The sequence below is a fragment of the Pedobacter glucosidilyticus genome (genome assembly GCF_002483235.1).
Classification (GTDB): domain Bacteria; phylum Bacteroidota; class Bacteroidia; order Sphingobacteriales; family Sphingobacteriaceae; genus Pseudopedobacter; species Pseudopedobacter glucosidilyticum_B.
The window spans coordinates 60812-83882 of record NZ_DLHN01000029.1 but is presented as its reverse complement, the minus strand read 5'-3'; the positions used below and the strand labels follow the sequence as shown (position 1 = coordinate 83882).

18 protein-coding genes are annotated in these 23071 nt (G+C 34.9%); 15 read left to right on the top strand and 3 right to left on the bottom strand.

What is annotated here, in order from left to right; translation table 11 throughout:
* The first annotated feature begins 71 nt into the window (after positions 1–71).
* The 6 genes from B2745_RS13380 to B2745_RS13355 all read left to right on the top strand — a co-directional run bounded on the left by B2745_RS13380 (position 72) and on the right by B2745_RS13355 (position 7062).
* Positions 72–1424 carry a 3-keto-disaccharide hydrolase gene (locus B2745_RS13380; protein WP_304067559.1) on the top strand — a complete coding sequence of 451 codons (1353 nt, stop codon included), beginning with the start codon at positions 72–74 and terminating at the stop codon, positions 1422–1424.
* Between the two features lie 19 nt (positions 1425–1443).
* The gene (locus B2745_RS13375) at positions 1444–2796 is read left to right on the top strand and encodes a Gfo/Idh/MocA family protein (RefSeq protein WP_026905263.1); all 1353 of its coding nucleotides are present in this window, start codon (positions 1444–1446) and stop codon (positions 2794–2796) included.
* Between the two features lie 37 nt (positions 2797–2833).
* Entirely contained in the window at positions 2834–4042 is a 1209-nt protein-coding gene (locus B2745_RS13370) for a Gfo/Idh/MocA family protein (RefSeq protein WP_304067557.1), read from the top strand.
* Positions 4043–4179: 137 nt separating this feature from the next.
* Positions 4180–5226: a hypothetical protein gene (locus B2745_RS13365; protein ID WP_304067554.1), complete on the top strand. Its 1047-nt coding sequence runs from the start codon at positions 4180–4182 to the stop codon at positions 5224–5226.
* A 6-nt stretch (positions 5227–5232) separates the two neighbouring features.
* A complete protein-coding gene (locus tag B2745_RS13360) occupies positions 5233–6549 on the top strand; it encodes a TIGR00341 family protein (protein ID WP_304067551.1) in 1317 nt (438 codons plus the stop codon).
* A gap of 39 nt (positions 6550–6588) precedes the next feature.
* Positions 6589–7062 (top strand): DUF4112 domain-containing protein, encoded by a 474-nt coding sequence (locus tag B2745_RS13355; protein WP_304067548.1) that lies wholly within the window; start codon positions 6589–6591, stop codon positions 7060–7062.
* 51 nt (positions 7063–7113) lie between these two features.
* Here the strand turns inward: B2745_RS13355 and serS are convergent, their stop codons facing one another.
* Positions 7114–8385 (bottom strand): serine--tRNA ligase, encoded by a 1272-nt coding sequence (gene serS / locus B2745_RS13350; protein ID WP_026905259.1) that lies wholly within the window; start codon positions 8383–8385, stop codon positions 7114–7116.
* Between the two features lie 188 nt (positions 8386–8573).
* Between serS and rsmI the strand changes: the two genes are divergently transcribed.
* The 7 genes from rsmI (at position 8574) to B2745_RS13315 (ending at position 17450) form a co-directional block, all read left to right on the top strand.
* Positions 8574–9281, top strand: a complete 708-nt coding sequence (gene rsmI, locus B2745_RS13345) for a 16S rRNA (cytidine(1402)-2'-O)-methyltransferase (RefSeq protein ID WP_304067546.1) — start codon at positions 8574–8576, stop codon at positions 9279–9281.
* A gap of 40 nt (positions 9282–9321) precedes the next feature.
* A complete protein-coding gene (locus B2745_RS13340) occupies positions 9322–9564 on the top strand; it encodes a hypothetical protein (RefSeq protein WP_026905257.1) in 243 nt (80 codons plus the stop codon).
* A complete protein-coding gene (locus tag B2745_RS13335) occupies positions 9546–9863 on the top strand; it encodes a type II toxin-antitoxin system RelE/ParE family toxin (RefSeq protein ID WP_304067543.1) in 318 nt (105 codons plus the stop codon). The genes B2745_RS13340 and B2745_RS13335 overlap by 19 nt, the downstream gene beginning before the upstream one ends.
* A 7-nt stretch (positions 9864–9870) precedes the next feature.
* Positions 9871–11478 carry an apolipoprotein N-acyltransferase gene (lnt, locus tag B2745_RS13330; RefSeq protein WP_304067541.1) on the top strand — a complete coding sequence of 536 codons (1608 nt, stop codon included), beginning with the start codon at positions 9871–9873 and terminating at the stop codon, positions 11476–11478.
* Between the two features lie 34 nt (positions 11479–11512).
* Entirely contained in the window at positions 11513–11899 is a 387-nt protein-coding gene (locus B2745_RS13325) for a hypothetical protein (RefSeq protein ID WP_304067539.1), read from the top strand.
* Positions 11900–11961: 62 nt separating this feature from the next.
* On the top strand, positions 11962–16299 hold the full coding sequence (locus B2745_RS13320) for a CusA/CzcA family heavy metal efflux RND transporter (RefSeq protein WP_304067536.1): 4338 nt from the start codon (positions 11962–11964) through the stop codon (positions 16297–16299).
* A gap of 2 nt (positions 16300–16301) precedes the next feature.
* On the top strand, positions 16302–17450 hold the full coding sequence (locus B2745_RS13315) for an efflux RND transporter periplasmic adaptor subunit (protein ID WP_304067533.1): 1149 nt from the start codon (positions 16302–16304) through the stop codon (positions 17448–17450).
* Between the two features lie 58 nt (positions 17451–17508).
* Here B2745_RS13315 and B2745_RS13310 read toward each other — a convergent pair whose 3' ends face one another.
* Complete coding sequence (locus B2745_RS13310) at positions 17509–18378, bottom strand: ROK family protein (RefSeq protein ID WP_304067530.1); 870 nt, start codon at positions 18376–18378, stop codon at positions 17509–17511.
* Between the two features lie 300 nt (positions 18379–18678).
* On the opposite strand from B2745_RS13310, the gene B2745_RS13305 reads away from it, so the two are divergent.
* Together B2745_RS13305 and B2745_RS13300 are read left to right on the top strand one after the other, a co-directional pair.
* Positions 18679–21294, top strand: coding sequence for a PAS domain-containing sensor histidine kinase (locus B2745_RS13305; RefSeq protein WP_304067528.1), 2616 nt, complete (start codon positions 18679–18681; stop codon positions 21292–21294).
* A 49-nt stretch (positions 21295–21343) separates the two neighbouring features.
* On the top strand, positions 21344–22120 hold the full coding sequence (locus B2745_RS13300; protein ID WP_304067525.1) for an alpha/beta hydrolase family esterase: 777 nt from the start codon (positions 21344–21346) through the stop codon (positions 22118–22120).
* 133 nt (positions 22121–22253) lie between these two features.
* On the opposite strand, the gene tnpA is transcribed toward B2745_RS13300, so the two are convergent.
* Complete coding sequence (gene tnpA, locus B2745_RS13295; RefSeq protein ID WP_304067742.1) at positions 22254–22691, bottom strand: IS200/IS605 family transposase; 438 nt, start codon at positions 22689–22691, stop codon at positions 22254–22256.
* Positions 22692–23071: the final 380 nt, after the last annotated feature.

The following is a 23071-nucleotide window of genomic DNA, read 5'->3' as shown; positions in this document are numbered from 1 at the left end:
TTGACCTCTTAAAGATATTTAGATTTAAATTTTTTAGATTAGAGCTCGCTAACCAATTTATCAATTCAAAAATGAAATTTAAAACAAGCATTGTATTGTTATTAACATTTACGGCATTTGGGCAAACGATTGCCCAGAGTAAATGGGAGTCTTTATTTAACGGAAAAGACTTTAAAGGCTGGAAACAACTTAACGGAAAAGCCAAATATGAAGTTAGAAACGGCGAGATTGTAGGTACTACAGTTGCTAATGAACCTAACTCTTTTATGGCAACCGAAAAAAACTACGGCGATTTTATTTTAGAACTGGAACTTCTTGTTGATAACAGCATGAATTCTGGCGTTCAATTTAGAAGTTTAAGTAAAGCAGACTATCGTGATGGCAGAGTTCATGGCTATCAAATGGAAATTGACCCTTCTAGCAGAGCTTGGAGTGGCGGTATTTATGATGAGGCCAGAAGGGGTTGGCTTTATAATCTGGAACTTAACCCAGAGGGTAAAAAAGCTTTTAAACCGGGCCAATGGAATAAATATCGTATTGAAGCTATAGGTAACACCATCAGAACTTGGGTAAATGGTATCCCTACAGCACATGTTGTAGATGCAGAAACAGCATCAGGTTTTATTGCTTTACAGGTGCATTCTATCAGAAAAGACGAAACCCCGGGTAAAGAAATCAGATGGAGAAATATCAGAATACAAACCACCAACTTACAACCTTCTAAACCAGATGGTATTTTCATCGCTAATTATATCCCAAATCATTTATCTCCGCAAGAAAAAGCTAAAGGTTACAGTTTGTTATTTGATGGTACAAGCACTTCGCAATGGCGAGGCGCTTATAAAACCACATTTCCTACCCAAGGTTGGGAAGTTGTTGATAACGAGTTAAGGGTTAAAAAAGCAGATGGAAGCGAGTCTACCAATGGTGGTGATATTGTTACTTTAAAAGAGTATAGTGCTTTTGAGTTTCAGTTTGATTTTAAACTTTCTAAAGGGGCTAATAGCGGTGTAAAATACTTCGTTACAGAAAGTGAAGGCAATAAAGGTTCTGCTATTGGTCCAGAGTATCAAATTTTAGATGATGCTACACATCCTGATGCAAAATTGGGCAGAGATGGCAACCGTACATTAGGGTCTTTATATGATTTAATGACTTCAAAAAAAATACCTGCTGCGCAGAAAGCTGTAGGCGAGTGGAATAAAGGAATCATCAGGGTTTACCCTGATAATAGGGTTGAATATTGGTTAAACGGCCATAATATCCTTAATTATACCAGAGGCTCGGCAGAGTTCTTAAAATTGGTTTCAGAAAGTAAGTATAAAGACTGGAAAAATTTTGGAATGGCTCCGAAAGGAAGAATTTTACTACAAGACCATGGCGATGCTGTAGCTTTCAGAAGCTTAAAAATTAAACAACTATAAACCTAACACTCAAAATAAAATGAACTCACGTAGAAAATTTATAAAGCAGTCTGCTATTGCAGCAGCCGGAACATATTTTGGAGCTATGGGCTTCAGCGCAAAAAGTTATGGTAGAATTTTAGGTGCAAATGATAGGGTACGTGTTGGTGCGGTTGGTTTTTCAGATCGTTTTAGAGATACCTTATTACCATGCTTTTTAAACCATCATCAGGAATTAAATTTTGATATGGTAGCCGTTTCTGATTTATGGAGCTATAGAAGAAACCTTGGTGTAGAGCTTTTGAAATCAAAATTTAACCATGATATCAAAGGCTGTAGAAATAATGATGAATTGTATGCCATGAAAGATTTGGATGCTGTTATTGTAAGTACGGCAGATTTTCAGCATGCTTTACATGCTATAGAGGCTGTTAACGCTAAATGCGATGTTTATTGCGAAAAGCCTTTTGCAGAAACCATGGAAGATAACAGAGCGGCATTAAAAGCTATAAAAGCTTCTAAGCAAATTATCCAAATTGGTTCTCAAAGAAGAAGTGGCGCTAATTATAAAGCTGCGGCAGATTTTATCCAACAGGGTAAATTTGGCGATATCACGATGGTAGAACTTACCTGGAATGTAAATCAGCCTGGCAGATGGCGCAGACCAGATTTAGTTGCTAAACTAAAACAAGAAGATACCGATTGGAAGCGCTTTTTAATGAACCGCCCATTTGAAGAATGGGATCCTAGAAAATACTTAGAATATCGTTTATTCTGGCCATATTCTTCTGGTATGCCTGGCCAATGGATGTCGCACCAGATTGATACTGTACACTGGTTTACTGGCTTAATGTATCCAAGAAGTGTGGTTGCTAATGGTGGAATTTACCAATGGAAAGACGGAAGAAGAAACTGGGATACCACAACTGCAGTTTTTGATTATGGCGATAAAGACATGAAAAAAGGTTTCCAAGTTGTATTTGGTTCTAGAATGCATAATGGAGATGAGCGTCCAGCAGAGATTTACTACGCTAACGGTGGCGAGTTAAATTTAAATACCAATAAAATATCTCCTAAAGGTGGTTTACAAGAGAAACAAGCTGCTGCAATGGGCCTAAAACCTAACTTGCTTCCAGAACTAAGCTTAACCAGCCAAGAAGAAAAGGTAGTTGCATCTGCCAATACAGGTGCGGATAGGTTAACTTCTAACCACATGCGTAATTGGATGGAGTGTATCCGTAGTAGAAAAGAAACTAATGCACCGGTAGAAGCTGGTTATTATCATTCTGTTGCTACAATTATGACAAACGCGGCTGTAAGAACAGGTGCTAAAGCAACGTTTGATGAAAAAACACAAGAAGTTATGGTGAATGGAAAAGTGTTTAAATATTAACAAACTGTTTCATAGCTATCGTTAATTATAATTAGAAATGCTAAGAAGAAATTTTATCAAAAAAACAGGTGTTATAACAGCTGGGGGATTACTTTTGCAGCAAGAGCTACTACATGCTTTTGCTGCAGATACTCCTTTAAAGGTTGCTGTAATAGGTTGTGGGGATAGGGGCAATGGCCTTATTCAAGTGATGCAGCAATTGAAAGAGCAATTTAAAGTTACTGCTATTTGCGATACCTTAGATTTTAGACTTGCAGCTACGCAAAAGTTATTGGGTGGAGAAAAAATTACTTCTTACAAAGATTATAAAAAGCTTTTAGCTGAGGCCGATGTACAAGCAGTACTTATTGCTACTTCTCTTAATGCACATTATGATATTGCTTTAGCAGCCTTAAAAGCAGGGAAGCATGTGTATTTAGAAAAAGCCATGACCTATAATATCCAGCAAGCTTTAGATTTGGTAAAGGCTAAGCAATCTCATCCTGATTTAACCTTGCAAGTAGGTCATCAATACCGTTATACTCCTCTTTATTTTAAGGTGAAAGAGATGATTGATAAGGGCTATCTGGGTAAAGTAACACAGATTGATTGCAGATGGGATAGAAACTGGAATTGGCGCAGACCTGTACCAGAACCTTCTTTAGAAAGAAAAATAAACTGGCGTATGTATAAAGAGTATTCTGGTGGTTTAGCTGCCGAATTACTTTCACATCAAATTGATTTTATCAATTGGGCGTTTAATACGCACCCTACAGAGGTTTATGCCACAGGCGGTGTAGATTATTATAAAGACGGACGTGAAACTTTTGATAATGTGCAAGCAACTTTTAGGTATGATAAAGAGGGCATGATTGGTAATTATGGTGCTACCTGCGCTAATGCTAAAGATGGTTATTTGTTTAAATTAAAAGGTACCAAAGGCAGTGTTTCTTTATTAGTAAACCAAGGTGTTTTTTATCCCGAAAAGGAAACAAGAGCCGAATTAGAAACCGTTGATGGTGTTACCGGTGCTACAAAAATTGTTTGGAATAAAGATGGAGGAATACCTATCGAAGCTGATAAAAGTAAAGATGGAACTTGGTATGCTTTAAAAGATTTTTTTGATTGTATAGTTACTAAGAAAAATCCTCCATCAAATGTTTTAACAGGAGCCACCACGGCTATATGTGTGCATCTGGCTAATGAAGCTATGTATAACAGAAAAATACAATATTGGCAAAAAGAATATGATGTGTTTACTTCATAAATAGAAATTAAACTCCTAATCATAGGCTGCATATTTATGGATGCCAAATGAAACCCATTCTAAATAAAGGATGGGCTTTTTTATTTTCAAGAGCCATTAAATATTGATAAATTACCAACAGAAAGCATCATGATGATATGAATATTATTGAAGAGCGGAATGATGTACCTTCTAAAAAGAAGATACTTTATACCGTTAATCCAACTTTAAAACAATACCTCCTAAAATATGATAGGGAAATTAAACTTCCTGTTGTATATGCAGATATGCTGCGTTTTAATCTTTCTACTCCGCTGTTAGATAAAAATAACCAAGATACTTTGTGGCAAACGGTTTATTATGATGAATCGGAGATGAAAGAACTTTATCCCGGTTTAAAATATATTTACGCCCTGCTCCATACATCTGGCCGTATGGAGGTTATGGATCATCTTTCTGTTTCCAGGATAGATTATTGCACTTTTGGTAATTCTAAACCATTTAGGGTAAGAATCATCAATAGGTTAAATGATAATTACGACCATTTTTATGTTAAAATTGCCGATGCCAGCAGGGTTTATGGCTTAGAATTGGAACATATTTTATCTCCAAACCGAATCAATTATTTAACAGATGACCATACTTTAATAGAGGAACATATACCCGGTTTGCCTGGAGATGTTTTTTTAAATAGCTATCTTAATGATAGCAGCTTTAACCAAACCCGCATCAGCAAAGAGTTTGTTAAATTTAATGAGCGTTGTTTTGTAAGGCTTTTAGGCGATATGCGCTCTTATAATTTTGTAGTTGATATTACACCAGATATTGAAGGTAACCAATACCGTATCAGAGCTATAGATTTTGACCAGCAGTCTTATGAAAGCAGATTAAAACTATATCTTCCCCATTATTTCAAGGAGAATAACAATATTGTTTTTATGGGAATGGAGCACATGAACGAAAAATCTATGCTACAATACCAACAAGAAGAGCGGAGCTTAATTAGCCATCGAGTTAAACTGGCACATTATAGGCTAAAAGAAATTTTTAATGTGATGAGTCATGATATCATCGCCCCGGAAGAGAAAGTAATAGCTTTGAGGGAGGAACTTGCAAAATATCATAAAATGCCTAAGTTTAAAAAAATGACTACCATGGGTATGTTGGTGAAAGAGCATTTGCATGCATGCTTGTTTTTAAAATAATTAACTATGAATTTGGCAGATCTTATTAAAAACTACGTACAAAAGATATTTCATTTACAAGAAACCACAGACCAAGAAGGAACTGTTAAAAATATCAATGAGAATATAGATTTAAAAGGATATAATATCTGGATTCTGATATGTTCTGCCGTACTTGCTTCTATAGGATTAGATGTAAATTCTGCTGCGGTTATTATAGGTGCTATGCTTATTTCGCCGCTAATGTCGCCCATTTTAGGTGTTGGTTTAGCATTTGGAATAAATGATAAAGAAATGCTTACTCGCTCTTTACGCAATCTGGGTATGGCTACATTTATCAGTTTAACCACTGCTTATATCTATTTTACCATTACTCCTTTGGGCGATGCTACTACAGAAATTTTAGCCCGTACCCAGCCTACTTTATTAGATGTAATGGTGGCATTTTTTGGAGGTGTAGCGGGTATTGTATCAGGGTCAAGAAAAGAGAAAACCAATGCCATACCAGGGGTTGCTATTGCTACAGCCTTAATGCCACCACTTTGTTCGGCAGGTTTTGGGCTTGCTACCGGGCAGTTGATGATTTTTGCCGGAGCGTTTTACCTTTTTATCATCAATGCTATTTTTATCAGTTTATCTACCTATTTGGTAATCAAATTTCTACAATTCCCTTTAAGGCAATATATGGACATTAAAACCCGTAAAAGGGTAAGCAGGATTATGTCTTTTGCCTTGCTTTTTGTAGTACTGCCAAGCGGCTATTTTTTGTGGGAGGTATATCTTAAAAATAAGATGAACAGGCAGGTGCAAAATATCATCATCAATAAAATTAGTAATGATGAAACAGAAGTGCTAAAATGGAATATCGAAAATAGAGACTCTTTAAAATACGTACAGGTTGTTATTGCTGGCAAACCAGTTTCTGACCAAGAAATAGCCAGTTATGATAGTTTATTAAAAGCCAGTGGTTTTGATGATTTAAGAATAAAGCTTTCTAGAGTAAATGTTTCTAAAGAAGAAATTGCAGACATGAGCCGTGAAGTGGCTGCAAGCATGTTAAATGCCATAAATTTAAAAGCTACTTCACCAATCAGCAGTGAAAACCAGTCAGATTCTACATCAAATATCTCTAAAGAACTTGCCGTTTTATACCCAGAAGCCAATCAAATTAGTATCGGAGAGATGGTAAATTTAAAACAAAGTCAGCAAACCGCAGATACGATAACGCATGTAATCATCAATTGGAAGAAAAAAACTTCTTTAAGCAATCAGGAAGCAAAGAAGCTTTATGCTTTTCTAAAGTTGAGGCTAAATAAAGATACTCTAATTATGATCAACAGGTAAATAAGGTATATAAATTGCTTGTTGAGCTAAAATAGTAAAATGAACCAGCAGCCGTTTAAAAATGATAAATTAAGATGGGTAGAACGTATTTCTAAACTGATGGATGAACAGTTTAGTATTAAAGGCTATCGTTTTGGTTTAGACCCTATTTTAAATTTTATTCCCTATCTGGGAGATTTGGCAGGTTTTGCTGTTTCCTTAGCCCTTATTGCTACCATGCTGAAAAATGGAGCCAGCAAAAAAGTGGCTATTAAAATGTTTGGTAATGTTCTAATAGATACCATTTTAGGCGCTATCCCAATTTTAGGCTATTTCTTTGATTTCGGCTTTAAAGCCAACAGTAGGAATATTAAATTATTAAGAGAACACTATACAGAAGGTAAACATACTGGTAGTATAACGGGTATCATCATTGGTTTTATACTTATTGCTGTAGTGGTATTGGGCTTAATTGCTATTGCTTTATACTATGTGTTTGCTTATTTGTATACGCTTTTGCAAAATTGGTTATAAAAAAAGAGCGAAACGTTTAAGTTTCGCCCTTTTCTTTTAAGCTTTTTTTAATTATTTAATCATATCAAAACCTGTATAAGGCACCAAAACATCAGGAATTTTAATGCCTTCTGGTGTTTGGTAATTCTCTAAAATAGAAGCTACAATTCTTGGTAAAGCTAAAGCACTTCCGTTTAAAGTATGTGCTAGTTGAGTTTTACCCTCGCTACCTTTAAATCTTAATTTCAGGCGGTTACTTTGGTAAGTTTCAAAGTTGGAAACAGAAGAAACCTCTAACCAGCGTTGTTGTGCAGCACTCCATACTTCCATATCATACGTTAAAGCCGATGTGAAACCCATATCTCCACCACATAACCTTAAAACGCGGTAATGTAAGCCTAAGCTTTGTAATAAGCTTTGTACATGCAGGCTCATTTGCTCTAACACATCATAAGATTTATCAGGATGTACCACTTGTACAATTTCTACCTTATCAAACTGGTGTAAGCGGTTTAAACCTCTTACATGTGCGCCATAAGAACCTGCTTCTCTTCTAAAACAAGGCGTATAACCACAGTTTTTAATAGGTAGCTGGTCTTCTTTTAAAATAACATCCCTGTATAAATTAGTGATAGGTACCTCGGCAGTAGGTATTAAATATAAATTATCTAAGCCTACATGATACATTTGCCCCTCTTTATCTGGCAATTGCCCCGTACCAAAACCCGATGCTTCATTTACCAAATGTGGTAACATCATTTCTTCATAACCAGATTTCTCAGCCTCAGCTAAAAAATAGTTAATTAAGGCTCTTTGTAGTTTAGCGCCCTTACCTTTATAAACTGGGAAACCAGCTCCCGTGATTTTAACCCCCAATTCAAAATCAATCAAATCGTATTTTGCGGCTAACTCCCAATGTGGTAAAGCATCATCTGCCAAATTTGGCATTTGACCATAGGTTAAAACTACTTCATTTTCTTCCGGAGTTTTACCTTTAGGTACAGATGAATGAGGTAAATTGGGTATTTGAACTAATTTTTGATGTAATTCCTGCTCTATCACAGCAAGCTCATCATATAGTTTTTTTATCTCTTCTTTTGATGATGATGTTTTTGCTTTAATAGCCTCTGCATCTTCTTTTTTACCTTGTTTCATGAGCTCACCAATTTGCTTGGCTGCTGCATTTGCTTCTGCCTGCAAAGCGTCTCCTTTGGATTGCGTAGAGCGTCTTTTCTCATCTAAACTGATAATTTCATCAACCAACTCTGGCTGACTAAAATTTCTTACACTTAAACGTTCTAGAACCTGCTCTTTATTTTCGCGGATATAACTAACTTGCAGCATGATTTTTATTTTTTCTGCAAAGATATAAAAGGATGTACGATTTACGATTTTTGAGGCTAGATATTTTTATCACTTTAGAAAGAGAAACCATTTGTAAGATTAAATAAAAACAGATAGTGTTAATTAGGAAATAAAACACAGACCCAAAATTTCCTCTCTTTTAGAGCAGTTTAGGGTTAAGCTAAAGCATGAACGGAAAACTATACCTCGTACCCACGCCCATAGGGAATCTTGATGATATGACTTTTAGAGCTGTTAAAGTTTTAAAAGAGGTAGATATTATTTTGGCAGAAGACACCAGAAACTCTTCTCCTATGCTAAAACATTTTGGTATCGAAAAAAAACTTTTCTCGCACCACCAACATAATGAGCATAAGGCCGTTAATGAGATTATCCGTTTCTTAAAAGAAGGGCAAAATATTGCTTTAATTTCTGATGCAGGTACGCCAGCCATCTCAGACCCGGGCTATTTACTTACCCGCGAAGCCATTAAAAACGATTTGGAAGTTGAGTGTTTACCAGGTGCAACAGCTTTTGTACCGGCTTTGGTAAACTCGGGCTTGCCTAATGATAGATTTGTATTTGAAGGTTTTTTACCTGTTAAAAAAGGTCGCCAAACACGATTAAAAGAACTGGCTTCAGAGGAAAGGACCATGATTTTTTACGAATCGCCACACCGCTTGTTAAAATCTTTAGAAGAGTTTATCACGTTTTTTGGCGAAGAAAGAGAAGTTTCTGTTTCTAGAGAACTAACCAAAATGTACGAAGAAACCAAAAGAGGTACTTTAACAGAAGTAAAAAACTACTTTGAAACAAATACCCTTAAAGGCGAGTTTGTGATTTGTTTAGCTGGTAAACCAGCAGACAAACCTGTAAAAGAGAAATTTAGAGATTAGTTTTTGTTATACACAAACAAAAGCCGAAATTTATAGAACTATGAGTAATATCAACACTTTAAGGAATAATATTATAGATAAGTTGCTTACAATATCCAATCAAGACTACTTAAATGCACTTGACAAGTTGTTACAGCAGCATACTAAAACTGATATGAAAGTAAACTTGTCTGATGCACAAATTGCTTTATTAAAATTAAGCGATTTAGATATTGAAAATAATCAAGTTATTTCTCAAGATGACCTTGATAAAGAAGATTTAGAATGGCTAAAAGGTCTATAATTTGGACTCAAACTGCTGTTAAGCAAAGAAGAGCTATCTTAAACTACTGGATTAAAAGAAACCATTCAGCAAAATTTGCACAAAAACTTATTCAAGAAATTAAAGAAAGATCTGAAATAGTTGCTCAAAATCCAGAAGCATTTGTGACTACGGATTATCCCGAAACACGAATTTCTGCCATGGGGCATTATAGTATCTTATACAAAATTACAGATACACAAATTATCATTACTGCTTTTTGGGACAACAGACAAAACCCTCAAAAACTTCTAGACCTTTTAACAAAAAATATTCGCTAAAAATTAAATGAAAAAGCATATCCAATACGCACTTATATCAGCTATTATACTTTTTATAGCTTGGCCACCTATTCCTTACACTTCTTTGTTATTATTGATAGGTTTTTTTCCGCTATTAGCAGCTATAGAAAACATCCACAACAGTGACACTCAACAAAAAGGGAGAAAAGTATTTATTACAGCCGGTTTAACCTTTTTATTGTGGAATACCGCTAGTATTTATTGGATTTGGAATGCATCGCCAGAAGGCTCTATTGTGGCTTATTTATTAGGCGCTTTTTTGATGACTTTAAGCTTTTTCTGCTATTACAAACTTAAAAATATCACCCAGCCCATTTTAGCTGATATAGCCCTCATAGGTTTTTGGATTTCTTACGAGTATTTACACCAAAGCTGGGATTTAAACTTCCCATGGATGACTTTAGGAAACGGTTTTGCTAGCAGTCCGCAGTTTATCCAATGGTACGAGTATACGGGTGTTTACGGAGGCTCTTTATGGATTTTAGGAAGTAATATCCTATTATTTAACATCTGGAAACAGTTAAAAAACAGTGAGAAAAAGCAAAGAAACACATTCAAACTATTAGCAGGTTTAGCTTGCTGGGTGCTTATCCCGATAGGTTTTTCTACCCTCACTTATAGCAATTATGAAGAAGAAAGTAACCCCGCCCATGTAGTAGTAGTACAACCCAATATAGACCCTTATGCTAAATATGAAAGTTATACTACTAACCAGCAATTAGATACTTTGATTGCTTTAAGTGGTAAAGCAATAAAGGTAAATACCGAGTTTATCATTTGGCCAGAAACAGCTATTCCAGAATATGTAAATGAAGATTACATCAGGCAAGGAAGTATATTTTACCGACTACAACAATTTATGCAGCCTTACGCCAATGCAACTTTAATTACCGGGGCAGAAACCTATTTAACTTATCAAACCCCAAAAACTAAAACAGCAAAATTTAATGCTCAAAGTAACCAGTATTGGGATAGTTTTAATACTGCCATTGCGATAGAAAACTCTGCCAAAGTACAGTTCTACCATAAATCTAAACTGGTACCCGGGGTAGAGAAAATGCCATTTATTAATGCTTTATCTTTCTTGAAACCTATTTTTGCCAAATTTGGGGGTACTACAGGTGGCTATGGTTACCAGGAAGAACCATCAGTATTGTATTCGCAAAGTGGTATTGGCGTTGCGCCCGTTATCTGTTACGAATCTATTTGGGGTAATTGGGTTGCAGGCTATGTTAAAAAAGAAGCGCAGTTTATTGCTATCATTACCAATGATGGTTGGTGGGGCAATACCTCAGGAAAAGACCAACATTTACAATATGCCCGTCTAAGAGCCATAGAAACCAGACGTTGGATTGCCCGTTCTGCTAATACAGGGATATCGGCTTTTATTAACCAACGTGGAGACATGATACAGCAAACATCGTGGTGGCAACCTGCTGCTATAGCGCAAGATATTAACTTAAACTCCGAGCTTACTTTCTACGTTAAACATCCAGATATTGTGGTTTATCCTTTTTTAGGGATAGGCGTTTTGGGCTTATTATATCTATTGATTTATAAAGTCAGAAACAAAGTCACTAAAAACACTGTTTAGACATTGAAAAGATAATCTTTATATTTGTAATGATTTGAAAAAGATAATTGCCATATTGTTATTAAGCATTCATTTAATAGCCACTACAGAACTGTATCAGCTGTTAAAATTGCCTATTTTGGTAGAGCACCTGATAGAGCATAAAATGCAAGATAACAATATCACCATTTTTGAATTTTTTAGCATGCACTATGCTTTAGAAGATGTTAGAGATGCAGATTATGAACGTGATATGCAATTACCTTTTAAAACACACAACCATATTAACCAGGTAGATTGTAACGTAAGTTTACCCCAATACAGTTTAAGCGTTATCACACTACCAGCTATTATACAACAACATAAAACGCCTGTTTACAGGAGTTTGTTTATCCATTCTGTATACTTATCTACTATCTGGCAGCCGCCAAAAACTTGCTAATATTTACGCTTAATCAATACATTTTCTTGTATTTTTTTATTTAAAAATTAGCAATACTTATTATGTTAAATAAGATTATTGAGTTTTCCATCAGGAATAAACTCATCATTGGCTTGTTTACCCTAGCCTTAATTGGTTATGGTATTTACCAAACTACACGGTTACCTATAGATGCTGTACCAGATATTACCAACAATCAGGTTCAGGTAATTACTGTTGCCCCTTCTTTTGGTGCTACAGATATAGAAAGGCTGGTAACTTTTCCTATAGAGCAGGCAAACAGTAATATAGATGGGATGAAAGAAATCCGTAGCTTTTCTAGGTTTGGATTATCATTAGTAACTCTGGTTTTTACTGATGAAACGGATATTTATTGGGCCAGGCAACAGGTTGCGGAAAGACTACAAAAAGTACAAACAGAAATTCCGCAAGGGATAGGTACACCAGAATTAGGTCCGGTTTCTACAGGCTTAGGCGAGATTTATCAATACGTAGTAAAACCTAAAAAAGGCTATGAAGATAAATACGACGAAACAGAACTCAGAACCATTCAGGATTGGATTGTAAGACGCCAGCTTTTAGGTGTTAAAGGTGTAGCAGAAGTAAGTAGTTTTGGTGGTAAGCTTAAACAGTATGAAATAGCACTTAATCCCAATAAGTTGCAGGCTTTAAATCTTACCATAGACGATGTTTTCTCTGCTCTAGAACAAAACAACCAAAATACCGGAGGTGCTTATATAGAAAAAGGTGCTAGCGTTTTATTCATCAGAAGCGAAGGTTTAATTGCTAGTGTAAGTGATATTGAAAATATTGCAGTAAAAACAAATACCTCTACTACCTTACTTATCAAAGATATTGCAGAGGTTAAAACAGGTTATGCAACACGTTATGGTGCCTTATGTTATAATGATGAGGGTGAAGTTGCAGGTGCTATTGTGATGATGCTTAAAGGCGCAAATAGCAACGAGGTTATCAAAAATGTTAAAGATAGAGTAGCCCAAATACAAAAGACCTTACCAGAAGGTGTAGAGATAGAGCCTTTTCTAGACCGTACAAAAATGGTCAATAATGCTATTAAAACAGTTGAAACTAACCTGATGGAAGGTGCTTTAATTGTTGTCTTTATTCTGGTACTTTTCTTAGGGAATTTTAGGGCCGGTTTAGTAGTTGCTTCTGTTATTCCGCTTGCTATGCTATTTGCCATCATCATGATGAATACTTTTGGTGTAAGCGGAAATTTAATGAGTTTAGGCGCTTTAGATTTTGGTTTAATTGTAGATGGTGCTGTTATTATTGTAGAAGCTGTCATGCACCAGCTTAAGCATAGCAGTAAATTTGGTTCAGTTGTACAACTTAACCAAAAGCAAATGGATAAAGAGGTACAAACATCAGCAAGTAAGATGATGAATAGTGCTGTTTTCGGGCAAATTATCATCCTGATTGTTTATCTACCTATTTTCACCTTAGAAGGTATAGAAGGTAAAATGTTTAAACCTATGGCGCAAACAGTAGCTTTTGCCTTGATAGGTGCATTTATACTTTCGCTCACCTATATTCCTATGATGAGTGCTTTATGCTTGAATAAAAAGCTTGATCACAAGCCAAATTTCTCTGATCAATGGATGTACAAACTGGAACGGGTTTATCAAAATGCCTTAGCTCGTGTACTAAAATATCCAAAAATGGTTTTAAGCGCTGTAGCTGCATTATTTGTTCTAGCACTTGTAACACTTTCTACTTTGGGTGGCGAGTTTATACCTGCTCTGGAAGAAGGAGATTTTGCTGTTGATACCCGCGTTTTAACAGGTAGTAATTTGAGTACAACCGTAGAAAGCACTCAAAAAGCGGCACATATTTTAAAAAGTCGTTTTCCGGAAGTAGAAAAAGTAGTCACCAAAATAGGTAGTGGCGAAGTGCCAACAGATCCTATGCCTATGGAAGCCAGTGATATGATGGTTATTTTAAAAGATAAAAAGGAATGGACATCTGCGGAAACTTTTAATGAGCTTGCAGAAAAGATGGGCAAAGCACTGGAAGAGGTACCCGGTATTACCACTGGGTTTCAGTTTCCGGTACAAATGCGTTTTAACGAGTTAATGACAGGTGCCAGACAAGATGTTGTATGCAAGATATTTGGAGAAGATTTAGACACTTTAGCTTATTATGCGCAACGCCTTGGAAAAATCATCAACACGGTAGAAGGCTCTCAGGATTTATTTGTAGAACCTGTAACAGGTATGCCACAAGTAATTATTAATTATAACCGAGCAGCAATTGCCCAATACCAGCTAACCATTGCTGATGTTAACCGAATGGTGAATACTGCATTTGCTGGCCAAAGTACAGGTTTGATATTTGAAGGCGAAAAGCGGTTTGATTTGGTAGTGAGACTAGGAACAGAACAGCGTAAGAGTTTAGAAGACATCCAAAACTTATTGGTACCTACTCCAAAAGGCCCACAAATTCCTTTGCAACAGTTGGCAGATGTAAGTATACAAAATGGTCCCAACCAAATACAGCGTGAAGATGCGAAGAGAAGAATTATAGCAGGTTTTAATGTAAAAGGAAGAGATGTGCAAAGTATTGTAGATGAATTGCAAAAAAAGGCCGAAACACAACTTAAATTACCTGCTGGGTATTACATTACTTATGGCGGTGCTTTTGAAAATTTAAACGAAGCAAAGCAACGTTTATTGATAGCTGTACCAGTTTCGCTTGCGCTGATATTTGTATTGCTATTCTTTGCCTTCAATTCGGTTAAACATGGTTTGTTAATTTATTCTGCTATACCGCTTTCTGCTATTGGTGGTATATTTTTTCTGGCATTAAGAGGCATGCCATTTAGTATCAGTGCAGGCGTAGGCTTTATAGCCTTATTTGGGGTTGCTGTTTTAAATGGTATTGTGTTGATAGCCGAATTTAATCGCTTAAAAGCATCAGGTTTAAAAAATTTAAACAGAATTGTCTTAATGGGAACTAAAGTAAGGTTAAGACCTGTTTTAATGACAGCCTTTGTAGCGTCCTTAGGTTTTTTGCCTATGGCTTTAAGTAGTGGTGCTGGTGCCGAGGTACAAAGACCATTAGCAACCGTAGTTATTGGAGGTTTAATGATTGCTACTTTTTTAACCTTATTTGTACTCCCTATTTTGTATATCATTTTTGAAAAAGGGGCTAAAATAAAAGTGAATCCAAAACTTGGTGCTTTATTATTGATGTTAAGTTTAGGTATTTCATCAGCGCAAGCGCAACAAAATATTACACTAAAAGCAGCTATAGATACAGCTTTGAAGAATAATAGGATGGTAAAAAGCGAGCGTTTGAAAGCGGCTTATCAAGAGCAATTAGTGAAGACGGGTGCTGGGCTACCTTTAACAAATTTTAACACCGACTTTGGGCAGGTGAATAGTGTTTACAACGATTTGAGATTTGGCGTATCGCAATCTTTCCAATTTCCTACGGTTTATGCAAGGCAAAAAAACCAACTGAAAGAAGAAGCTAAAACGGCAGCTTTAAACATTGCTGTTAAAGAAGCAGAACTTATCAAAGCTGTTTCTCTAACTTATTTCCATATCCTAAACCTTAAAGAACAGGAGGGTTTATTATTAAGAAGTGATAGCATTTATGCCGAGTTTCTTAAAAAAGCACAATTAAGACTTGCAAAAGGAGAAACCAATGCTTTAGAAACAGCAACAGCATCAAGCCAAAGAGGGCAAATATTGATGCAATTGAAACAGTTGAAACAAGATGTAGCATTATCTGAACTGCAATTTAAACTTTTGTTAAATAGTAATTCAGATTTTAATCCGGCAAAAGAAAATCTTAAATCAGTAATTGGATTTAGCCAGCTAAGTAAGGTAGAAGAACACCCGCAACTTAAAATATTGGAGCAACAAAAGGCAGCAAGTAAAGCACAACTAGCCACAGAAAAAGCTAAACGCTTGCCAGAAATATCACTAGGGTATTTTAATACCAATTTCCAGGGTGTGGGTCCAGACGAAGTTTTTTACGACCGTAGCAAGCGTTTCCACTCTGGGCAAGTAGGTTTAGGAATACCCATTTTTAGTTCGCAAAATAACAGAATTGCAGCTTCTAAAATTAATCAGGAAATTGTTTCACAAGAATATGAGCTTCAGAAACAACAGCTAGAAAATCAATATCAGGCAACGTGGGCTCAATACCAAAGTAGTTTAGAAATTGTTCAGTATTTTGAAGATAAAGCTTTAGCTGATGCTGATATGATTGCTAAAGCTGCGGGCAAACAATTTGAGAATGGAGACATCAATTACCTGGATTGGGTGATGTTGATACAGCAAAGTATCGGTATTAAGAGTCAATATCTGCAAGCTTTAAAAAATTTGAACGAGCAGAGTATCCAGTTACAATATTTAAACGCAAAATAAACATGAAAGCATTCATATATTCCTCTAAAGTATTTTTTATGCTTACTAGTATTGCCCTTTTTACGGCTTGTAATAATACAAAAGAAGAGCAAGTAGCAAGTGAAGAAACTAATGAGCAAGTAGTAACCTTAACCCAAGAACAGCTTAAAAACGTTGTTATAGATACAACAAATCTTAGTTTAAGAAATATTTCATCCGTAGTAAAAGTAACCGGTACTATAGATGTGCCTCCGCAAAATATGGTCTCGGTAAGTACCCCTCTGGGCGGATACATAGCCAGTACAAAACTTTTACCAGGTATGCACATTTATAAAGGAGAAGTAATTGCTAAAATGGAAGACCAACAGTATATCCAACTACAGCAAGACTATCTGATTACAAAATCTAAATTGAGTTATGCAGAGCAAGAGTATGTGCGACAAAAAGAGCTCAATTTAAATAAAGCTAGCAGCGATAAAGTTTTACAACAAACAGAGACAGAGTATAAAACGCTCAGAATCAGTTTAAACGCTTTGGCAGAGAAGTTGAGACTCATCAATATCAATCCTACAAAACTAAGTGAAGGCAATTTATCCAGACAGATTAATATTTACTCGCCTATTGATGGTTATGTATCTAAAGTGAATGTAAACATTGGTAAATATGTTAATCCTACCGATGTTTTATTTGAATTGATAGACCCAAGTGATATCCATTTAAATTTAAAAGTTTTTGAAAAGGATATTGATAAATTAGCCATAGGTCAGAAACTGATAGCCTATACCAATACTAATCCTGATAAAAAATATCTTTGCGATATCATTTTAATCAGTAAAGATTTTGACGCAGATAGAACTGCCGAAGTACATTGCCATTTTGATAAATACGATAAAAATTTACTATCAGGTATGTATATGAATGCTGAAATTGAGGTTAAAAATCATGAAGCTTATACTTTACCAGAAGATGCTATTGTTAATTTTGAAGGTAAGGATTATGTTTTTATAGCCAACAGCAAACAAGCATATACGATACAAGAAGTACAGCTGGGGGTTAAAGAAAATGGCTTTATAGAAATTAAAAATACTGCTGCTTTAACAGGGAAAGCTATTGTAAATAAGGGTGCTTATACTTTGTTAATGAAAATGAAGAATAAAGCTGAGGAAGAGTAAGGGAATATCAAGCATAAATCAACCATGATGTTGTTGATTTATGCTTTTTAATTTTTTTTTAGTGATGCCCTATAGAAGCAGCACCTATTAAAGGTGCTCTTTCGCCATGTACAGCTATGTGTATAGGGATACTATAAAACATCTTATCGTGTAAGTATTGTGCTGTTTTTCTCCAGAAATATTTTTGTGCAGGTATAATAAGCCCGCCAATAACAATACTAAGCGCATCTTTTTTTCTTATAAACGTGTATAAAAATTCGGCTAAATTAACAGAAAACTCATCAAATATAATCTCAAAGGCGGCGTCTTGTGTGTCTGTAGCTAATAATGCTCTAATGTCTTTAATCGTGTTTCCGGTAAGTTCTTTATATCTTTTCACAAACCAGCGGGTAGATAAATAATCTTCTGCTTTACCTTTTAAAAAGGGAGTTTTCCAAAGTTTACAGTCTTCTGTTATACCGTCTTTGTAGTGTGCGGTGCCTAAGCCGGTACCAATGGTAATACCAATGGTGTTGTTACAGCCTTCTAGGTCTCTTTTAAATAACTCGCCAGTAAGAAAACAAGCGGCGTCATTCATCATTTTAATGGATGTTTTTGGATAGCCTAACTCTTCTGCCAGTAAATTTTTAATATTTAACCCGTATAAAGATTCATATTTTCCATTGGCTTTAAGTAAAGATACCCCATCATCGTAGTTAAAAGGGCCAGGGAAAGCCATACCAATACCGCTTACCGGTCTGTAACTAGAATTCATAATATCCTTCATCACTACACTCCAGTTTTTGATGATGTTCTCTGCCGAGTCTTTAGCGTTAATCCGCTCTCTTCTATAGCTATCATCCAGAATATGACCCGATCTCAGATCTACCAAGGCAGCAGTAATATGCGATCTGCCAATGTCTACACCCAAAGTAATGTGCTTTTCCAAAATATTAATTTTACTTAAGAGCATCAAAAATATCAAATTCTATGGTATTATGGTGTAACAACAAGAAATACTTAAATGAATGAATAAAAAATGTATCTTAAAATCAGAAAAATATATATATTTATCTGGTTTATAAATTTATTATGAGTTAATAACTTTTTATTTTTATGTATTTATAATTAAAATTAATTATTTTTATACATCAGAATTATTTTAAAAATTGAAACTAATATCTATAATAAGAGTATAAATATGATATTTCACTACTTTATGTTAACCACTTCTTAAGCAAGCTTTTTTATGAGCTATTTAAAAGACGAATTATATCAACTCGTAAAGCAAGACTCATCAATTTTCAACTTTGTTCAAGACATTGCGCTTGATGGTTTATGGTTTTGGGATTTAGAAAATCAAGAACATGAATGGGTAAGTTTAAAATTTTGGACTATTTTAGGATACAACCCGGAAGAATTACCAAGCACTGCTTCTTCATGGCAAAATATGATACATCATGAAGATTTAGAAACTGTTTTACAGCATCTTCAGGAAATCAGTCATAAAGCAGAAACAAACTTTAACCTTATTGTAAGATACTATCATAAAAATGGATCGGTTAAATGGTTAAAAATGATAGGTTTAATCATTAAAAGTGATACAGGGAAGGCTATAAGATTGATAGCGGCGCATGTAGATATTACCGATTTAAAAGTAAAAGAAGATTTATTGGTGCGGTGTAATGTAGCTGCTTCTGTAGGCTTTTGGGAAATTAACCTAAGCACCATGCAGCCTATTTGGAGCCATGTAACCAAAATTATCCATGAAGTATCAGATGATTACATCCCAGATATACACTCTGCATTGGATTTTTATGCTGTTGGTAATAAAGAGCTTATTGAAAATGCGGTTACTAAATTATTAAAAACGGGTACTCCTTATGATTTGGAGCTTCAAATTATAACAGCTAAGGGTAATTTAAAATGGGTTAGGGCTATAGGTCTATCAGAATTTGTAAATGGTATTTGTACCAGAGTTTATGGTACTTTTCAGGATATAAATCAAAGTAAAGTATTGGAAATTGCTTTAATTTCTGAGCGGGAAAAGCTGGAAAATGTTATTCTGGGTACCAATGCTGGAACTTGGGAGTGGAATATCCAAACCGGCGAAACCATATTTAATGAGCGTTGGGCAGAAATTGTGGGTTATACGCTTGATGAATTACAGCCTATCAGTATAGAAACTTGGGTTAACCTGAGTCATCCGGAAGACTTAAAAAAATCAAACGAAAAAATTAACGATTGTTGTAATAAAATTACAGAATACTACCATATTGAATGTAGAATGCGCCATAAAAATGGCCACTGGGTGTGGATTTTGGATAGAGGAAAAATAACATCGTGGACAGCAGACGGAAAGCCTTTGATGATGTTTGGCACCCATACAGATATTACAGAGCAGAAACTAGCTTTTGAACGCAATCAGCAGTTTGTTAAACAAGCACCAAGCGCTATAGCTATGTTTGATACCAACCTTCATTATTTAGCCGCTTCAAATAAATGGATAGATGATTATAAACTTAATGGTTTAGACATCATTGGTAAATCTCATTATGAAATTTTCCCTGAAATTGGTGAAGATTGGAAAAAAATACATCAAAACTGCTTACAAGGTGTCAGTCAGAAATGTGAAGAAGATAAATTTCTTAGAGAAGACGGAACGGTACAATGGATTGAATGGGAAATTAAACCTTGGTTTTTAGATAGCAAAACACAAGGTGGTATCATTATGTATACCGATGATATTACCGAACGTAAAGTAACGCAAGAAAAGCTGAAAATTAGCGAACAAGCTTTTAGAGGAAATTTTGAAAATGCTGCTATAGGAATGGCATTATTGAATAAAGAAGCTAACTTAATACAGGCTAATAAAAGATTGTGTGACATTATTGGTTATACCGAAAATGAGCTTAAAAAAGCAACATTTAAAAATATTACTCATCCTGATGACAGAGATTTAGATACAACACTTTACCATAATTTGATAAATGGAAAAATAAACGATTATCGGTTAGAAAAACGTTATATCCATAAAAATAATAGTATTGTTTATGTGATATTAGCAGCCTCTGTAGTAAGAGACGACGAAGGAGAAATTTTATACTTTATTTTTCAGGTTGTGGATATAACAGCTCTTAAAAATGCCGAGTACGAAATACAAACACTATTAGAAGTAACTAAAGATCAAAACAAAAGGCTAAAAAATTTCGCTCACATTGTTTCGCACAATTTAAGATCACATACCAGCAATATAGAAATGTTGATTTACTTGCTTTTCCAAGAAAACCCCGAATTGGAGAGTAATAACATTTTGCAATTGATCAAAACCGCAGCCGACAACCTTACAGAAACTATTGCCCATTTAAACGAGGTAGTTCAAATGAATTCTGAAACACTAGCAAATCTTATAAGTTTAGATTTGTATGCGTTTACAGAGCATGCAATCAGCAACTTGAAGGTTATGGCAGCTACTGCAAATGTTAAAGTACAAAACCATATCACAGCTAAAATTTTAGTAAAAGGTATTTCTGCATATTTAGACAGTATACTTTTTAACTTGATCAATAATGCCATTAAGTATAGCTCTACAGAGAGAGAAAGCTTTGTGAAAATTGATTGCTATGAAGAAGATAAATATATCGTTTTAACCATTACTGATAATGGTTTAGGTATAGATTTAAAAACACAAGGTTCAAAACTTTTTGGTATGTACCAAACATTTCATGGAAACCCCGATGCAAGAGGAATAGGTTTATTTATCACCAAAAATCAAATAGAAACCATGGGTGGTAAAATAGAAGTGCTAAGTGAGGTTAACAAAGGAACAACTTTTAAGGTTTATTTATTATCTGCACAAAAATAATGCTTAAACTTTTATGATTTTTAATCATCTAAAAATGAAAATTTAGACGATGTTTAAAAGGTTACTTTTATTATGTGTAGGACTTGGCATCCTAAATTTAGCTTGTGCTCAAACACAACTCCAAACTTTAGAATGGATGGTAGGTAAAGAAATGCGCAAAGCTTTAGTTTATATTCCTGCTTCTGCAAAAAACAAAGCTACACCTGTGGTATTTGTTTTCCACGGACATGGCGGTACCATGAATCACGCTTACCAAGGTCGTAAATTTGAACAATTGTGGAACAACGCCATATATATTTATCCGCAAGGTTTACCCACACCTGGACAAATTACAGATAAAGAAGGTAAAAAAAATGGTTGGCTTGTTGATACTAATGAGCAAAACAGAGATTTAATTTTCTTTGATACGATGTTGGCTTACCTTAAAAAAGAGTACCAAGTAGAAAAGGATAGAATTTTTGCTACAGGGCATTCTAATGGAGGCTCTTTTACTTACTTATTATGGGCAACAAGAGGATCTATTTTTAAGGCATTTGCCCCAACAGGTGCTGCTGCAATTAAATTACTGCATTTAATAGAGCCAAAACCTTTTTTTCATTTAGTAGGTGAAAAAGACCCATTGGTTAAGCCTGCTTGGCAAAAACTTACCTATCAGACTTTGTTAAAGAAAAATCAATGTGAAGTTGTAGGTGAAAAAATCAATGAATTCGCAACGCTTTATCCATCATCAAGTGGAAATAGAAGTATTATTTATAGCTATCCAGGGGGGCATGAGTATCCTAAAGAAGCCAATCAAATTATTATAGATTTTTTTAGATCTTTTTGATGTATTAAAGAAGTTTGTAAAAGACAGTACAGGCAAAAATCAAAAATAAATTAACCTAGATATTTATGAAAGTACGATTTTAGGGAAACTAAAATGAATGATTTTGCTTATCATTTAATGTTTAGGGCAATTATTAGTCTATCCATTCAAAAAGATATTTCTCATTGTATTCTACATCAAACTTTTGAAGTAATTCTAAGTATTCATCTCTGAATTTTTTCTTTTCATGATGTTGTTCTTGGTTATTAATGTATAAGATAATCGTATCTAGTTGAGATTTTGAATAAGAAAATGCACCAAAGCCCTCTTGCCACTGAAAAAGACCTGTTATCAATCTTTTTTCGTTAATCCATTTTGATGAATTTGCTTTAATATCTCGCACTAAATCAGATATAGCGATGTTAGGTTTTATACTGAGTAGAATGTGTATATGATCAGGCATACCGCCAATGGCATATACTTTTTGTTCCTTTCCGTTTACAATTCCGCAGATGTATTTGTGCAATTCGTCTTGCCAGTTTTTAGAATTAGATTTTGTCTTCCTTTTACAGAAAACACAATATGTAAATATATTTGGGTGTATGTGTTGGCCATTTGATTTGTTTTTTAATTTCGCCCCTCTGGGGCTTTTTGGGTTATTTTTATGGAGATGTTATCCCTCTATAGGGTTATTAAAGAGATATATAAAATATTTTTTAAATCTATAGGTTAATATACTATAATTTTCTTTTTTTTCTAAAACGTAAATTGATAAACGAAATATTCAATCAGACATTAAAGTGTTATTTCAGTTCAGCGGAGCGGCATAATCATAGCGCAATAATCATAAAATCAATCAGACATTAAAGCGTTATTTCAGTTTCCAGCGGAGCGGTATAATCATAGCGAAACAATCATAAAATCAATCAGATATTAAAGCGTTATTTCAGCTCCAGCGGAGCGGCATAATCA

Bases quoted from the DNA above. Each gene is read 5' to 3' on its own strand.
- B2745_RS13300 (WP_304067525.1), top strand. From the start codon at position 21,344: ATGTTTAAAAGGTTACTTTTATTATGTGTAGGACTTGGCATCCTAAAT.
- B2745_RS13375 (WP_026905263.1), top strand. From the start codon at position 1,444: ATGAACTCACGTAGAAAATTTATAAAGCAGTCTGCTATTGCAGCAGCC.
- B2745_RS13370 (WP_304067557.1), top strand. From the start codon at position 2,834: ATGCTAAGAAGAAATTTTATCAAAAAAACAGGTGTTATAACAGCTGGG.
- B2745_RS13365 (WP_304067554.1), top strand. From the start codon at position 4,180: ATGAATATTATTGAAGAGCGGAATGATGTACCTTCTAAAAAGAAGATA.
- B2745_RS13380 (WP_304067559.1), top strand. From the start codon at position 72: ATGAAATTTAAAACAAGCATTGTATTGTTATTAACATTTACGGCATTT.
- B2745_RS13305 (WP_304067528.1), top strand. From the start codon at position 18,679: ATGAGCTATTTAAAAGACGAATTATATCAACTCGTAAAGCAAGACTCA.
- rsmI (WP_304067546.1), top strand. From the start codon at position 8,574: ATGAACGGAAAACTATACCTCGTACCCACGCCCATAGGGAATCTTGAT.
- B2745_RS13340 (WP_026905257.1), top strand. From the start codon at position 9,322: ATGAGTAATATCAACACTTTAAGGAATAATATTATAGATAAGTTGCTT.
- B2745_RS13315 (WP_304067533.1), top strand. From the start codon at position 16,302: ATGAAAGCATTCATATATTCCTCTAAAGTATTTTTTATGCTTACTAGT.
- B2745_RS13360 (WP_304067551.1), top strand. From the start codon at position 5,233: ATGAATTTGGCAGATCTTATTAAAAACTACGTACAAAAGATATTTCAT.
- B2745_RS13355 (WP_304067548.1), top strand. From the start codon at position 6,589: ATGAACCAGCAGCCGTTTAAAAATGATAAATTAAGATGGGTAGAACGT.
- B2745_RS13320 (WP_304067536.1), top strand. From the start codon at position 11,962: ATGTTAAATAAGATTATTGAGTTTTCCATCAGGAATAAACTCATCATT.
- serS (WP_026905259.1), bottom strand. From the start codon at position 8,385: ATGCTGCAAGTTAGTTATATCCGCGAAAATAAAGAGCAGGTTCTAGAA.
- B2745_RS13335 (WP_304067543.1), top strand. From the start codon at position 9,546: ATGGCTAAAAGGTCTATAATTTGGACTCAAACTGCTGTTAAGCAAAGA.
- lnt (WP_304067541.1), top strand. From the start codon at position 9,871: ATGAAAAAGCATATCCAATACGCACTTATATCAGCTATTATACTTTTT.